The 15,100-nt window shown below is 57.7% G+C and carries 11 protein-coding genes; 6 read left to right on the forward strand and 5 right to left on the reverse strand.

Annotation, left to right across the window (positions count from 1 at the left end):
• Positions 1 to 66: 66 nt before the first annotated feature.
• Positions 67 to 1,980, reverse strand: coding sequence for a RecQ family ATP-dependent DNA helicase (locus CF137_RS03995; protein WP_139718102.1), 1,914 nt, complete (start codon positions 1,978 to 1,980; stop codon positions 67 to 69).
• Between the two features lie 356 nt (positions 1,981 to 2,336).
• On the opposite strand from CF137_RS03995, the gene sstT reads away from it, so the two are divergent.
• Both sstT and CF137_RS04005 read left to right on the forward strand, forming a co-directional pair.
• The gene (sstT, locus tag CF137_RS04000) at positions 2,337 to 3,587 is read left to right on the forward strand and encodes a serine/threonine transporter SstT (RefSeq protein WP_139718104.1); all 1,251 of its coding nucleotides are present in this window, start codon (positions 2,337 to 2,339) and stop codon (positions 3,585 to 3,587) included.
• A 206-nt stretch (positions 3,588 to 3,793) separates the two neighbouring features.
• Positions 3,794 to 4,786 (forward strand): hypothetical protein, encoded by a 993-nt coding sequence (locus CF137_RS04005; RefSeq protein ID WP_139718106.1) that lies wholly within the window; start codon positions 3,794 to 3,796, stop codon positions 4,784 to 4,786.
• A gap of 264 nt (positions 4,787 to 5,050) precedes the next feature.
• Here CF137_RS04005 and CF137_RS04010 read toward each other — a convergent pair whose 3' ends face one another.
• From CF137_RS04010 to pabB, 3 genes are all read right to left on the reverse strand, one after another.
• The gene (locus CF137_RS04010; RefSeq protein WP_139718107.1) at positions 5,051 to 6,349 is read right to left on the reverse strand and encodes a serine/threonine transporter; all 1,299 of its coding nucleotides are present in this window, start codon (positions 6,347 to 6,349) and stop codon (positions 5,051 to 5,053) included.
• Positions 6,350 to 6,565: 216 nt separating this feature from the next.
• Positions 6,566 to 7,132, reverse strand: a complete 567-nt coding sequence (locus CF137_RS04015; RefSeq protein WP_139718178.1) for a CoA pyrophosphatase — start codon at positions 7,130 to 7,132, stop codon at positions 6,566 to 6,568.
• 43 nt (positions 7,133 to 7,175) lie between these two features.
• Positions 7,176 to 8,459, reverse strand: coding sequence for an aminodeoxychorismate synthase component I (gene pabB, locus CF137_RS04020; RefSeq protein WP_240038506.1), 1,284 nt, complete (start codon positions 8,457 to 8,459; stop codon positions 7,176 to 7,178).
• A 294-nt stretch (positions 8,460 to 8,753) separates the two neighbouring features.
• Here pabB and CF137_RS04025 point away from each other — a divergent pair, with 294 nt between their 5' ends.
• Positions 8,754 to 10,280, forward strand: a complete 1,527-nt coding sequence (locus CF137_RS04025) for a fumarate hydratase (RefSeq protein ID WP_101324645.1) — start codon at positions 8,754 to 8,756, stop codon at positions 10,278 to 10,280.
• Positions 10,281 to 10,460: 180 nt separating this feature from the next.
• Here CF137_RS04025 and CF137_RS04030 read toward each other — a convergent pair whose 3' ends face one another.
• On the reverse strand, positions 10,461 to 11,039 hold the full coding sequence (locus tag CF137_RS04030) for a PhnA domain-containing protein (RefSeq protein WP_042023815.1): 579 nt from the start codon (positions 11,037 to 11,039) through the stop codon (positions 10,461 to 10,463).
• A gap of 195 nt (positions 11,040 to 11,234) precedes the next feature.
• Between CF137_RS04030 and CF137_RS04035 the strand changes: the two genes are divergently transcribed.
• The 3 genes from CF137_RS04035 to CF137_RS04045 all read left to right on the forward strand — a co-directional run bounded on the left by CF137_RS04035 (position 11,235) and on the right by CF137_RS04045 (position 15,087).
• A complete protein-coding gene (locus tag CF137_RS04035) occupies positions 11,235 to 12,455 on the forward strand; it encodes a methyltransferase (RefSeq protein WP_139718111.1) in 1,221 nt (406 codons plus the stop codon).
• A 307-nt stretch (positions 12,456 to 12,762) separates the two neighbouring features.
• On the forward strand, positions 12,763 to 14,226 hold the full coding sequence (locus tag CF137_RS04040; protein WP_139718113.1) for a chitinase: 1,464 nt from the start codon (positions 12,763 to 12,765) through the stop codon (positions 14,224 to 14,226).
• A gap of 474 nt (positions 14,227 to 14,700) precedes the next feature.
• A complete protein-coding gene (locus CF137_RS04045) occupies positions 14,701 to 15,087 on the forward strand; it encodes a GFA family protein (protein ID WP_101320255.1) in 387 nt (128 codons plus the stop codon).
• The last annotated feature ends 13 nt before the right edge of the window (positions 15,088 to 15,100 follow it).

Here is a 15,100-nt window from a genome sequence, read left to right on the forward strand (position 1 = left end):
TCTTTTTCCAGCGCCTGCAGAAGTGAATGTCTGCTGGTGGGTGTAGAGGGCGTATGTGAACACCGATCAGGGATAGGCCTGCTGCACCGCCGCCAGGACACGGGCAAACGGGTGTGCGGCCAACTGGCCAGAGCCCGCCAGCGATTTGGCCTTGACCCGGCTGGTCAGCGGCGTGGCGATACCACACAGGAAACGGGCCAGCACCCGGGTATCTACCGAGCCGGTCTTGGCTATCAGCGGATCGCACCAGGCGCGGATCCCTGCCTCGTTTGGCATGGCCAGTTGGGGCAGGGGAGGCAGATGCGCCACCTCGCCGCGACAGACCGAACAGTGGCCGCAGTGAGCCGGCGCCGCTTCATCGGCGAAATAGCGGGCGAGGCGGTGGCTCAGGCACTCCCGGGAGGTGAAAAAGTCGAGCATGGCTTGCAGTCTGGCCAGCTCGCTCTGCTCTTTTTGCAGGAACAGGGCGTGCAGGGCGGTTGCTTCCTGCTCGTTGTCCCACCCTTGACGGGTGATCCGGTAGACCTCGGTCATCTGCTTGCTTTCGAGCTCGATCCAGCCTTGTTGTTGCAGGTAGTCCAGCGCCGCAACGGCCCGTTGCCGCTCCCCCTGATAGCCCTGCCAGAGCGCGTCAAAGTCCATGGTGCACCAGCTGCGTGCTTGCGGGGCGCAGGCGAACAGCTGCCCCAGAAACTGGCGGCGATCCGGATTGAAGCGGTTCAGGATCTCGCCTTTATCCAGCACAAACTTGAAGCGGTAGTCGGCGTAGTAGCTGTAAGCAGGAGTGATGATGCCCGCCATCTCCAGATAGACCAGCAGGGTTTTCAGTGGCAGTTGGCGAATATTGGTCTCATTGGAGAGGCGTAGCAGAGTGAACTCCCACTCGGCACCGCTCTGTCCGATGATGGCGAGCAGCTGAAGGATGGCACTCAAGTCCGGCGTATCGCCGTAGACGAAGTTCTCCAGCACCGGCAACTGGCTCTGGTTGGCCAGCACGATGCAGCGTGATGGCTGGCTATCCCGCCCGGCGCGGCCAATCTCCTGGCTGTAGTTTTCGATGGATTTGGGCAGATCGTAGTGAATGACCCGCCGGATATCCGCTTTGTCGATCCCCATGCCAAAGGCGATGGTGGCGACGATGCAAGCCACCTTGCCTGCCATAAAGTCGTGCTGGATCTGACTGCGCAGCGCCGAGTCGAGTCCGGCATGGTAGGCGCGGGCGTTGATCCCTTGCCCCATGAGTTGCTCGGCGCACGCTTCGGCGGTGTGCTGCAAGGTGACATAGACGATGGTGGGGGCTGTCGGCTCTTGGGCAAGCGCCTGCGCGAGCCAGCCATCCCGCGCATCGGGTGCCAGTGGCATGACCGCCAGATCAAGATTTGAACGGTAGAAACCGGTGACCACGACCCCCGCTGGCTCAATGCCAAATTTGGCCTGCATGTCCTGAATAACCGCCGGGGTGGCGGTGGCGGTCAGCAGCAACACCTGCGGGATCTTCAACTCATGGCGATAGCTTGGCAGCTTGAGGTAGTCGGGGCGAAAGTTGTGGCCCCACTCCGAGATGCAGTGAGCTTCGTCAACCACCAGCAGTGACAGGGGCACTTGCTCGATAAAGCGGCGAAAGCGCTCGTTCTTGAGTCGTTCTACCGAGATCATCAGGATCTTGAGCTGACCATCCAGCGCCTGCTGCATCACTCTGCGGCTCTCTTCCGGGCTCTGGCTTGAGTCGAGGGTCGCGGCGCTGATCCCCTTGCCTTTCAGGAAGGCGAGCTGATCGTGCATCAGCGCAATCAGTGGCGAAATAACCAGGGTCAGATGGGGCAGGGCAAGAGCAGGCAGCTGGTAACAGAGAGACTTGCCGGAGCCGGTGGGAAAGATGGCGGCGGCACTCTGGCCAGCCAGCACCCGGCTGATGACCTGTTCCTGACCTGGTCTGAGTTCGGAGAAACCAAAATATTGGTTGAGCAGGGATGGGATCATGGCAAGGCTCCGCAGCAAATGGGGGATGATAGCACAGCGAAGCCGGTCACGGATGGCACAGGGATGGTCGCGAAGGCGAAGGTAGAGAGTGTTGATAAAACGTACAAAAATGGGTGGTTGCGCTGTAGTTAAGGTTTTGTTGCGGTTTTTTGTGATGGAAACGGGATATTTTTTGGTGAGTCTCTGGAAAAAAAAGATGGCGAATGGGATATTCCGTCATGCAATCCGGTGACTGGCGGATCGGCCCGACAGAAGGCTGGCCACAGACACCACACTCGGGCGACAGGGGTTTCTCGGGTGCAAGATTGCTGACAGGACTCATGATTCATGCACTACGGTGCTTAGGGACTTTTTTGATGACACAACAACACCCCCTCCTTCGGCTGGTCAATAGCACCAGTCTGGTCAGCCAGATCCTGGTTGGTCTGGTATTTGGTATCTTGCTGGCTCTGTTTGCACCCGAGTGGGCGAAAACGGCAGGTCTGCTCGGCAGCCTGTTTGTTGGCGCACTGAAAGCGGTGGCGCCGCTGCTGGTATTCGTACTGGTCATGGCGGCCATCATCGGTCACAAGCAGGGTCAGAAGACCAACATGCGACCGATCCTGCTGCTCTATCTGTTTGGCACCTTCTCTGCGGCCGTGGTCGCAGTGGTAGCTAGCTTCCTGTTCCCCACCAACCTCCATCTGGTGGCCAACACCGCCGAGATCACCCCGCCGGGTGGCATCACCGAGGTGTTGCAGACCCTGCTGTTCAACGTGGTGACCAACCCGGTCAAGGCGCTGATGGAGGCCAACTATATCGGGATCCTGGCGTGGGCCATTGGTCTGGGGATCGCCATGCGCCATGCCAACGAGAGCACCAAGGCGCTGATCACCGATCTCTCTCACGGTGTCTCCACCATAGTGAAAGCGGTGATCCGCTGCGCCCCGCTCGGTATTCTGGGTCTGGTTGCCTCGACCCTGGCCGAGACCGGCTTCGACGCCCTGTTTGGCTATGCCCAACTGCTGGTGGTGCTGATCGGCTGCATGCTGTTTATCGCCTTCGTGGTTAACCCGCTGATCGTGTTCTGGAAGATCAAGCGCAACCCCTATCCGCTGGTACTGACCTGCCTCAAAGAGAGCGGCGTGACCGCCTTCTTTACCCGCAGCTCTGCCGCCAACATTCCGGTCAACATGACCCTGTGTGAAAAACTGCGTCTGCCGGAAGATACCTATGCGGTCTCCATCCCGCTGGGTGCCACCATCAACATGGCCGGTGCGGCCATCACCATTACCGTGCTCTCCATGGCGGCGGTACATACCTTGGGGATGGAAGTGGATCTGGCGACTGCTGTGCTGCTCTCCGTGGTTGCCACCATCAGTGCCTGTGGCGCGTCCGGCGTAGCCGGTGGCTCTTTGCTGCTGATCCCGCTGGCGTGCAGCCTGTTTGGTATCGGCAACGACATCGCCATGCAGGTGGTGGCCGTCGGCTTTATCATCGGCGTGCTGCAGGATTCTGCCGAGACAGCGCTCAACAGTTCCACCGACGTGCTGTTCACCGCGGCTGCTTGCATGGCCGAAGATGAAACCCTGCTGGAGACCGCAGCGCTGCCCAGCCGCGAAGGGTGATCCGGTAGCTTGCCTATTCGATTCAGCCCCTCTCTGTGAGGGGCTTTTTATATCAGCTGGCCAAGATTTGTTGAGGGGAGCTGTGCGCAAGAGAACATCTATTTTGACGAAATGTTTGGTTACAAATGGCAGGCAGACAGCGGGAGAACCGCCCCCCTAAAATAGCAGCGGAATAATAAAGTTCAGGCTAAAAAAGAGATTCAATAATGAAGAAAACAACACTTTGGTTGGCAATGGTAGGGGCATTGGGGTTGGCTGGTTGTGGCGGCGGCGGTGGGGATAGTGGTGGTGGTACCACACCACCGGAGCCACAACCAAGGGCGCTGCCGGATGCTGGCGTCTATCTCCCCGTCCTGATGGACGCTCAGGGGCAGTTAATCAACCGCCCGGTCAACGACAGCTATCGTGCGGTGGGTTTTGTCTATCCGGCGTCCACAGAGGGCACGGGTTGGGCGATGAACATTGCTGAAAAAAGAAGCACCACAGTCAGCACTTATACCTTCCCTCAAGGCTTTTCTTCTCTGAACAAAGGTGAGGGCTACCCACTGACGTTGTCGTTGCTGGTGAGCAAAAGCCAGCCCAGTGTCTTTGACTCGGCAGAGCAAAAGTCCAACACCAATGTCGATGGATTGGTCAAGATGGCGTCTGTGCCTGGTACGGCGGGAAGCAGCCAGTCACTCTGGGTGCTCGATTATCGAGCCGTTAAAGCCAAAATCGATTCAGCGCTCACTATTCAGAATTGGGGCGGCCAAGTGGCATTGCAGCCAATGGTAACCGCGCCGATCAATGCGGATTCTTGGTACAACCTTGGGGAGAGCGCACTGTTTCAGGATTTCAAAACCGAGCGCAGCAACAATGGTTCGGGGATCAAGCTGACCATCCTGTTTAAAGAGGGGTGTTCTGTCAGCGGTGAGACAGAGGCCAACACTAAAGATCTGAACAAGCTGACGCTGACCGGTTGGAATAATCGCTCATGCAGCTTCAATACCTTAAAAGGGTCTGCTGATATCAAAGACGGAAAAATTTATGAGGGGCTCTGGGAAACAACGATGCGCGATTTTGCCAATCGTAACGCCAGTGTCACCGCTTATCTGACCATGAAGCCGGGTAACAGCAATGGTCAGAAAGATACGCTGATGATCGGCATTCCTGAAATCACCGGTATCACGCCATTCGTGTTGGAAGTGCAGCCGCTCTAATCAGCCAGAGATGGTGCGTGCTTTGCAAGAGATGCCAGTCGCTTACCCGACTGGCATTTTTGTTGGCTGAGGTTTGAATTGGGTCGCTGACGGTATCATTGTGCCGCTACGGGATAAGGGCGCGGCCCCTGATGGTTGTGTGAGTTCGGATTACGACACCGCAATAACCGCATGATGAGGTGTAGAACATATTCAGGGCGGGACAAACGCAATAAAAAAAGCCAGCCGGTTAACCGGCTGGCTTTTTGCTATCAGAGGCGGGGATTAACCAACCAATTGGAACAGGATGGCGGAGATAGCGATCATCCCCATCACAGCGACAAATACGTTGCTGATATGGCCCTGATACTTCGCCATGGCCGGTACACGCTTGATGGCGTACATCGGCATGATGAACAGGATGGTGGCGATGATCGGGCCGCCCAAGGATTCAATCATGCCCAGGATGGAGGGGTTGGCAATGGCGGTGCCCCACAGGGTCAGGATGAAGAAGGCGATGATGAACATCTCGACTTTCTTGGCATTCGGCTCTCTGCCAGATTTGCGCATGTTCTGCACTATCATCCCTTTCAGACCTTCACGGGCACCCAGATAGTGACCGAAGAAGGAGGATACGATAGCTACAAACGCAACCAGCGGACCGAAGTAGGAGATGATGGGGCTGGCATGCTGGTTGGCCAGATAGGAGAGCACGGCGATGTTCTGGGACTTGGCTTCAGCCAGCTGGGCAGGCGTCAGGCTCATCACACAAGAGAAGACGAAGAACATCACGAAGCAGAGCAGTACGCCAGCGGTGCGCTTGAGGATGGCATCAGATTTCTGGACCGCCTGATCACCGTAGTCACGGCGCTGGGCCACTGCAAAGCTGGAAATAGCCGGGCTGTGGTTAAAAGAGAACACCAGTACCGGGATGGTCAGCCACAGGGTAGAGGCGAAATCCTTGGCGGAGGGCACTTGCGCTAGTGCAGCACCGGTCCAGTCCGGGATCAGGTACAAAGAGATACCGGCCAGAATGGCAATGAGCGGATAGACCAGAAACTCGGTCACTTTCAGCATCAACTTCTCACCGGCCAGCATCACCGACATCATGCCCAGGATCAGCACGATAGAGAGCATCCAGCGCGGTGGTGCACTCATCTGCAGCTGGTTGACCATGAAGCTCTCAACGGTGTTGGTAATACCAACGCCGTAGATCAGCACTATGGGGTAGATGGCGAAGAAGTAGAGCAGGGTGATTAATTTACCGGCTCCCACGCCGAAGTGCTCTTCTACCACTTCAGTGATGTCAGCATTGGGCTTGCTGGAGGAGAGTACGAAACGAGCCAGACCACGGTGGGCCAGATAGGTCATGGGGCCAACCAGCAGCGCCATCACTACCAGCGGCCAGAAGCCGCCCATGCCCGCGTTGATCGGCAGGAACAGGATACCTGCGCCGACCGCGGTGCCGAACAGGCTGATGACCCAGGTAGAGTCACGTTTTTGCCAACCAGTGGATTGAGTGAAGCCGGTTTGTGGCTTCGTTGCAGTCGCAGCATCTTGCGTGCCAGTGACAGTATTAGACATCTATCTCACCCCGAATGTGTGGTTCTTATTAAGTCGGCGCAAGGATACGGTTTTTTTAATCAAAAATGTTGATCAGATTCATTTTTTAAAGGCTAAAAACCCTACTTTTTTATGGAAATGTGAGCGAAATACTAAAAATTCAATTTTTGTTTACCATTTGGCACGTTAGTTTAGTGTTAATGATTAAATTTCGCTCTGGCAAATGTAGGTGAATTGTTATCTTGCAAGGTGGTGGGCAAGTTGGCAGATCATGCTGGCGGTGGCCCCCCAGATAAAGTGCTGTTGCCAGGGGATCCAGTAGAGGGTGTGCTGTTTCCCCCCTCTGGTCAGGGTCAGGGGGATGTGGTTGCGCCGATCCAGCAGATGGGCCAGCGGCACTTCAAAGGCGTGATCCACCTCATCCGGACTCAGAATGAGGGGATAGTTGCCATCGAGTAGCCCCAACACCGGCAGCACCTCGAATCGTGACACCGTATTGAGCGGGTTGAGGGTGCCGATCACCTCGATCAGCTGCGCCGGAATGCCGAGCTCCTCTTCGGTTTCCCGCAGCGCCGTGGCAATCAGGTTCTCATCGCCCGGATCCTGTCGCCCGCCCGGGAAGCTGATCTGCCCCCCATGATGACGCAGTCGGGGGTTGCGCCGGGTCAATAACACGCTGAGACCCTCGTTGCGCATCACCACCGGGATCAACACCGCCGCCGGACTGAGCCCGCCAATGGCGAGGCGATGGGCCGGCGCGGGTTGCTGCAACTGGAAGCGGGTCAACAGTTCGTGGCGATCCATGGCGGGGGCGTTCTCCTGTACGGTGGCCTGACGGTGGGGGCGGTTACAGCGCCGAGAGGGGCGGCAGGATGCGGGCGACCTTGTCATAGGTCTCCTGATATTCGCTGTCGGCATCGGAGTCGGCGATGATGCCGCCACCGGCCCAACAGTGCAGACGACCCGCTTCGGCGATCAGGGTGCGAATGCAGATGCTGGTATCCATCCGACCGTGCTGGCTGAGATAGCCGATGCTGCCGCAATAGGCATTGCGCCGCTGGGGCTCCAGCTCCTCGATGATCCCCATGGCGCGGATCTTGGGGGCGCCGGTGATCGAGCCACCCGGGAAACAGGCGCGCAGCAGATCGACCCCTTGCCAGCGTGCATCGAGCTCCCCGTGAATGGTGGAGACCAGATGGTGCACCGCCGGAAACGACTCCACCATAAAGAGATGAGGCACGCTGACCGAGCCTGGTCGGCTGACCCGACCGATGTCGTTGCGCAGCAGATCAACGATCATCAGATTCTCTGATCTGTCCTTGTCGGCCTGTGCCAGCTCCAGCGCTACTTGCCGATCGGTGGCCGGATCAGGGTGGCGAGGGCGAGTGCCCTTGATGGGCTTGGTTTCGATATGGCGGCCATCGAGCAGCAGGAACCGCTCGGGGGAGAGGCTGAGCAGCGCGCTGTCTGGCAGGCGGATAAAGGCAGAGAAGGGGGCCTTGTTGGCGGCTGCCAGCAGGCAGTAGGCCTGCCACTCATCCCCCTGATAGGGGGCGCTGAAACGCTGGGTCAGGTTGATCTGGTAGCAATCCCCCGCGGCGAGGTATTCCTGAATGCGGGCAAACTTCTCGCCATATTCCGCGCGGCTCATATTGCTCTGCCATGACCCCTGCAAGGCAAAAGCGGGGGCCGGTTTGGCCTGTTGCTGTTCAAGCCAGGCCAGCCGTTTGGCAAGGCCTGCTTCATGCCCCCAGTGCACCAGCTGCCAGTCACCGGTCGCCACATTGCGCAGCAGCGCCCAGTCATAAATGCCCACCGCCATGTCGGGTACCGCGATATCGGCGGCGGCCTGCACCGGCAGCCGCTCGAAGCGGCGGCCCAGATCATAGCCAAACAGACCGAGGGCGCCGCCAATAAAGGGAAGGCGAGTGGCGCACAGATCCCGCTCCCCCAGCAGTTGTTGCTGGGTGCGGGCCAGCAGGGCGAGGGGATCCCCATGGTGTTCGCTGACGTGGTCATGCTGGCTGAGGGTGGTGACAAGACCTCTGGTCTCGAGGGTCGCCAGCGGATCGGCGCTGATGATATCAAAGCCGTTGTCGGCGCCGAGTGGCCCCGCCGATTCCAGTAACATGGCCCACGGCTGATGTTGCAGGCGGGCAAAAAGCTGATGGAGTTCAGCGCTATGGTCTAGATGATGGATATGAAGTGTTGGCGTCATTTTATGTTACACAGGCAACAGTTTAGTCCCTGAACCCTAGTCGGTGCTGGTGGGCAAGCGTATCATAGGTGTCGGTGACTTAAGAAAAAACTGCCGTGTCGTTCGTTTTTTGCTGGTTGATAGTTTTTAGCCAGCACGTCAGCACGGCCCATCATATGGAAGCCCTTGCTCTGCCGTCTGGCAGGGAAAAGGACCAGTGAGGATGATATGAGCATTATAAAAAAACAGGATTTCATCGATTCTATCGCAGATGCCCTCCAGTACATCTCCTATTACCACCCGTTAGATTTTGTTCAGGCTGCCAAAGCGGCGTATGACCGTGAGGCCAACCCGGCCGCCAAAGATGCGCTGGCCCAGATCCTGATCAACTCCCGCATGTCCGCCGAAGGTCATCGTCCGCTCTGCCAGGACACCGGTATCGTGACCTGTTTCGTCAAGATCGGCATGCAAGTCCAGTGGGACAGCGACATGACAGTGCAGGAGATGGTGGACGAAGGCACCCGCCGTGCCTACACCAATCCTGACAATCCGCTGCGCGCCTCGGTGCTGGCCGATCCGGCTGGCAGTCGCACGAACACCAAAGACAATGCCCCTGCTGTGGTGCATATCGACATGATCCCCGGCAACAAGGTAGAAGTGAGCATCGCGGCCAAAGGCGGCGGCTCCGAGAACAAATCCAAGATGGTGATGCTCAACCCCTCCGATGATGTGGTCGAGTGGGTGCTGAAAACCGTGCCGACCATGGGCGCAGGCTGGTGCCCACCCGGCATGCTGGGCATCGGCATCGGCGGTACTGCCGAGAAAGCGGCGGTACTGGCCAAAGAGGCCCTGATGGAGCACATCGACATTCAGGAGCTGATCGCCCGTGGTCCCAAGACCACCGAAGAGAAGCTGCGGGTCGAGCTCTACGATAAGGTCAACAAGCTGGGGATTGGTGCCCAGGGTTTGGGCGGCCTCACCACAGTGCTGGATGTGAAGGTCAAATCTGCCCCGACTCACGCCGCCTCCAAGCCGGTGGTGATGATCCCCAACTGCGCCGCCACCCGTCACGTTCACTTCGAACTGGATGGTTCAGGCCCCGCCGAACTGACCCCGCCGAAACTGAGCGACTGGCCGGAAATCACCCGTGAAGCGGGTGGCAACGTGCGCCGTGTCAACGTCGATGGCATCACCAAGGCCGAGCTGGCCAGCTGGAAGAGCGGTGATACCGTGCTGCTTTCTGGCAAGATCCTCACCGGTCGTGACGCCGCCCACAAGCGCATCGCCGACATGCTGAAAAATGGCGAAGGGCTGCCGGAAGGGGTCGATTTCACCAACCGCTTCATCTACTACGTTGGTCCGGTCGATGCGGTGCGTGACGAAGTGGTTGGCCCGGCTGGCCCCACCACCTCCACCCGGATGGACAAGTTCACCGACATGATGCTGGGTGACACCGGCCTTATCGGCATGATCGGCAAATCCGAGCGTGGCCCGAAAACCGTCGAGAGCATCAAGCAGCACAAGGCCGTCTATCTGATGGCGGTGGGCGGCGCCGCCTATCTGGTGGCCAAGGCCATCAAGAAGGCGCGGGTAGTGGCTTTTGCCGATCTCGGCATGGAAGCGATCTACGAGTTTGAAGTGGAAGATATGCCGGTGACCGTTGCGGTCGACTCCGAAGGCAACAATATCCACGAAACCGGCCCGGCCTACTGGTCAGCCAAAATTGCAGAGCTGGACGGCAAACTCTCCTCCTGAGTGACCGTTCCCGCTGCCGGTTAACGGCAGTGGCAATGTAAAAAAGGCGCGTCCATCCGGATGCGCCTTTTTGCTGCTGGCGGTTGGCTGAGAGCGGCAAGCAGGCATAAAAAAGGATGGCGTGACGCCATCCTTTCTCGTTGTGCTCATGCTGTTGCCAGCAGAGCGGTCGCGCCTGGCTTAGGCCTTTTTCAGGTAGGCAGCGACCAGTACGATCTGCACGCCGTTGACCTTACCTTCGATATGGAGCGGGTTGTTGGTCAGACGGATGCCCTTGACCAGGGTGCCGCGCTTGGCGGTGAAACCGCCGCCTTTCACTTCCAGATCCTTGATCAGGGTGACGGAGTCGCCCTCTTGCAACACGGCGCCGTTGGAGTCAACGGTCGGCACGCTGTCGTCATCTTCGTCAGCCAGTCCGGCTTCGGCCCAGGCCTTGGCCTCGTCTTCCATGTACATCATGTCCAGCAGATCCTGAGCCCACACTTCCCCCTTGCCGGAGAGTGCTTTCAGCTGACGCCATGCCATCACCTGCACCGCAGGCACCTGGCTCCACATGCTGTCACTCAGGCCACGCCAGTGGTTGACTACCAGGGTATCCGGTTGTTCCAGCTGACCACGGCAGGTGTCACAGATGGCAACGCTGTGATCATCGTCGCTGGCGGGGGAGTGAGGCACCACGAAGGCGGTCAGCGCCTGCTCGGCGCTGCACAGTTCACACTTGGCGCCCGCGCGCGCTTGCAGGATGGCGTTGATGGTCATGTTGTTGGTCCCATAGCTAGTGGTAAAGCGACCCGCGAGGGGCGGGGCGCGTGAAAGAGGGGGCGGAATATAGCATAAAACCGCCTACTTTGTCAGGTCACCCTGGTTGATGGCTGCGAGCGAAAGGCGCGCCGCTTGCTGTTAACGGTGGATTTACCGGGTATTGAGGGTGCATTTTGAAGCGGGATCGCTAGAATGAGCCTCTTTTTTGACTGCAAGGCAGGGGCGCGCGTGCTGGCTCAACGTTTTCAACAACTGGATCGACTGCTCACCCGCTACCGGCGCTGGTGGCAATATCAGCCATACCATCATTTGGCGATGGCCTTTGCTGATGAGGCCCCTGATCTGGCAGCCCTGCTCAATGGATTGACCCTGGCCCAGCTGGCCGAGTTTGATGGGGATATGGGGGCCCTCAGTTGCTTGCTGGCGCCCTGGATTGCCGAAGGGGCCGAGCTGCAACAACTGAGCCAGCTTGCCCTGTTTCCCCCTGAACCCATCACCTGCAGCAAGGCAATGGCATTGAATATGCCGGGGCGCAAACAGGCCCAGATCGAGTCATTCACTGCCTGCTTGCCCGTCCACCAGGGCCCTTATCTGGAGTGGTGTGCCGGCAAGGGCCACCTCGGGCGGCTGGTGTCGCTCCACCGACAAGCTCCGATCCTGAGCCTTGAACTGCAACCGCAGCTCTGCGACGAAGGGCGGCTGCTGGCCGAGCGGGATGGCGCCAATATGACTTTTACCTGCGCCGATGCCTTTGCCCCCGAGTCGGCGGCGCTGATCGCCCCCGAGCACCACGCCATGGCGCTCCATGCCTGCGGCGAGCTGCATACCCATCTCTTGGAGCGGGTGGCCGAGCGCAGTGCCAGCGGGGTGACCATCTCCCCCTGCTGCTATCACCTGATCCGCACCAGCCACTATCGCCCGCTGTCTGCGGCGGCAAAGGCCAGCGAGCTGGTGTTGAGTAAGGCGGATCTCAAGCTGCCGTTGCAGGAGACTGTGACCGGCGGGGCGCGGATCGCCCGCTTGCGAGAGCTGGAGGTGATATGGCGGCTCGGATTTGACTGCCTGCAGCGGCAGGTGCGCGGGGTGGATGAGTATCTGCCGGTGCCCAATATGCAAAAGAGTCAGCTGACCGGCAGTTTCGAGGCATTTTGCGGGTGGGCGGCAGAGCGCAAGGGCATAACCTTGCCTGCCGGACTCGACTATCCCGCATTGCTGGCGCAAGGGGAGCGCCGCTTTGGTGATGTTGCCCGCATGGAGCTGGTGCGCCACCTGTTTCGCCGTCCCCTCGAGATCTGGCTGGCACTGGATCGCGCGCTCTTTATGCAAGAGCAGGGCTATCGGGTCGAAGTGGGGGAGTTCTGTGCCAAACCCATGACCCCGCGCAATATTCTGATCCGTGCCGTGCGCGCCTGACGCCGGGCTCTTTTGAGCATTTTTCTTGAACATTGATGATGGCTGACAGGCTGAGCGTGTCAGCCATTTTTTGCATCTCGAATAATGAGTTGCTGGCAGCTCGACTGATCGTCTCACTCGGGCAAAAACTGGCGACAGATCACGCTTTATTGTTTTCGTTTGAGTTCTTTTGCTTCGTTTCAGGTGTGCTGGATATCACAAGGTGAAATGGCTCACAAATTCCGTCTATTCCTTAATTCTCATCGTGAATTTAGTGGTTGAAACACCTACTCTTGGAGCGCGTTATTCCCAAACAAGGACGATACACATGTTCAAACCCAAGCGTTGCGCCTGGCTGATCGCTGCTGCCTGCGCATTGCCAAGCTATGCCGCAATGAGTGCAGCCATGAATATTCAACCCGATCCGCAAAATGCGGGAGGATATGTGATTGCGGCACCGGATCTGGCCGCCGTGGAAAAAGCCAAGACGGCCAATCCCATGTATGCAATATGGGCCAAGGCATTGGCCACCCGGTCCAATAAAATCGTTGATGCCATTGAACCGGGTCTGGCAAGCAATCCTGACAACGTAAAACGGGTTGAACGGGTATTTCCCCAATCTGAATGGGAATATTTAACCCAGATGGCTGCGCCGGAATATACTTATGTCCGCTTCTTGCGAGCCATCGGTAAATTCCCGGCGTTCTGCGGGGAATATACTGACGGGCGTGATGCTGATGCCATCTGTAAAAAATCCATTGTGACCGCCTTTGCGCATTTTTCGCAGGAGACCGGTGGCCATATCGCCAAGGAGAACGTCTCAGATAACCCGCAGGGGTTGGAAGAGTGGCAGCAGGCGCTGGTGCATGTACGGGAGATGGGCTGGTCAGAGGGACAGACCGGCTACACCACCGGCTGCGGCCAGAATGACTGGCAGAACAAGAAGTGGCCCTGCAGCACCGGTCAAGGATACTTCGGCCGCGGCGCCAAGCAGCTCTCCTACCACTTTAACTACGGCGCCTTCTCCGAGGTGATGTTTGATGGCGATGCCTCGGTGCTGCTCAACAACCCTGGGCTGGTGGCAGACTCCTGGCTCAACCTCGCTTCGGCCATCTGGTTCTTCCTCACTCCGCAGGCCCCGAAACCAGCCATGCTGCACGTGATTGATCGCACTTGGGTGCCCTCCAAGCGGGAAACTGACGCCGGTATCGGCTACGGCTTTGGCACCACCATCAACGTCATCAACGGTGGCATCGAGTGCGGTGAGCAGAACAAGGACAAGGGGCAACCGGTCAATCGCATCCGCTACTGGGAAGGGCTGGCCAAGCACTACCAGATCCCGGTCAAGGGGGATGAGAAGAACACCTGCTGGCAGCAGACCCCTTATGGCAGCCTCAATCTCAACGGCGCCACCGATGTGCTCTACACCAACTGGGATGGTAACTGGAAATACTATCCGGATCGCCCGGGTGGTTACTCCTTTGAGTGCGAGCTGGTGGGTTTCCAGACCGCTTACTCTGCGCTGGTGCCGGGTGATTACGAGAAGTGCGTGACCAATTTTTATGGATCGCACGCCAGTTGGCCTAAAGTGCGGATCGTCGCCAAGCTTGATCCTGCACCGATAGATCCGGTCGATCCGCCCATTAATGGCAATGCGGCCTGGGATGTCAGCAAGGTCTATACCGCTGGCAGCAAGGTGAGCTACAAGGGTGCCGTCTATCAGGCCAAATGGTGGACGCAGGGGGATGATCCCGCCAAAGGTGGCCCATGGGCGTTGGTGACGGCCAAATAAAGAGATAGTCCAGCCGTTAATGGGTTAAGGAGAGGGGGCTTGGCCCCCTTTTTTTACATATTTGATTAATGGCAGATAATATTTGGCAGTGTTGATGCAGATATCCATCTATCAATGTGCTGAGTCAGCCGGGGGCATCGCTCTATTTATTGAGCATATTTATTTTCGCATTTTAATTTTCGTCGGGCTACGACTATCAAACAACCTTGATGGTTAATGGCCGAGCACTGTGTTAATGCCTGCTGTCGAGCAATTTAATCATGTTGCGTTTGGTTTTTTGCTAGGTAATCTGGCTGCAGATTACGCCTGTTATGCACATATTTTTCGTGTTTTTATAGAACGTCGAAATATTGGATGTAAAGATTTCATGTACCTATTTCTTGACGGGGGATGGGGCGTAATTAAGCGTATTTAATTTTGACTACGAGCGGGGTAATCTTGCGGGATTGCAAAATAATCGAGGAGGTGCGTGATATGGATGGGGGCTGTCATTGCGGTGCTATCCGCTACAAGGTGCTGGCGGCACCTTTTGCTGCTGATTTCTGCCACTGCCGGGATTGCCAGCGCACTACAGGGGCGCCTGTCGGAGCCTGGATGGATTTTCGGGTAGAGCAGGTGCAGTGGTTGTGCGGTAAACCGACCGAGTATGCGTCGTCGGAGACTATTCGCCGCGGTTTTTGTGCAACCTGTGGTGCCACTCTCAGTTATCGCAGCATTCAATATCCCGAATATCTGACTCTGGCCATCGCTTCTCTTGATAATCCGGAGAGTGTCTCGCCGACCTATCACATCCATACCGCCAGCCAACTGCCTTGGTTGCCGATCCAGGATGACTATCCCCGTTATCCGAAAGGGAAGTAGTCTGCGGTTTTAA

It is taken from the genome of Aeromonas sobria, assembly GCF_006243315.1.
Classification (GTDB): Bacteria; Pseudomonadota; Gammaproteobacteria; order Enterobacterales; family Aeromonadaceae; genus Aeromonas; species Aeromonas sobria_A.

Coding starts and splice junctions, on each gene's coding strand:
- CF137_RS03995 (WP_139718102.1), bottom strand. CDS start 1,980: ATGATCCCATCCCTGCTCAACCAATATTTTGGTTTCTCCGAACTCAGA.
- sstT (WP_139718104.1), top strand. CDS start 2,337: ATGACACAACAACACCCCCTCCTTCGGCTGGTCAATAGCACCAGTCTG.
- CF137_RS04005 (WP_139718106.1), top strand. CDS start 3,794: ATGAAGAAAACAACACTTTGGTTGGCAATGGTAGGGGCATTGGGGTTG.
- CF137_RS04010 (WP_139718107.1), bottom strand. CDS start 6,349: ATGTCTAATACTGTCACTGGCACGCAAGATGCTGCGACTGCAACGAAG.
- CF137_RS04015 (WP_139718178.1), bottom strand. CDS start 7,132: ATGGATCGCCACGAACTGTTGACCCGCTTCCAGTTGCAGCAACCCGCG.
- pabB (WP_240038506.1), bottom strand. CDS start 8,459: ATGTTACTGGAATCGGCGGGGCCACTCGGCGCCGACAACGGCTTTGAT.
- CF137_RS04025 (WP_101324645.1), top strand. CDS start 8,754: ATGAGCATTATAAAAAAACAGGATTTCATCGATTCTATCGCAGATGCC.
- CF137_RS04030 (WP_042023815.1), bottom strand. CDS start 11,039: ATGACCATCAACGCCATCCTGCAAGCGCGCGCGGGCGCCAAGTGTGAA.
- CF137_RS04035 (WP_139718111.1), top strand. CDS start 11,235: ATGAGCCTCTTTTTTGACTGCAAGGCAGGGGCGCGCGTGCTGGCTCAA.
- CF137_RS04040 (WP_139718113.1), top strand. CDS start 12,763: ATGTTCAAACCCAAGCGTTGCGCCTGGCTGATCGCTGCTGCCTGCGCA.
- CF137_RS04045 (WP_101320255.1), top strand. CDS start 14,701: ATGGATGGGGGCTGTCATTGCGGTGCTATCCGCTACAAGGTGCTGGCG.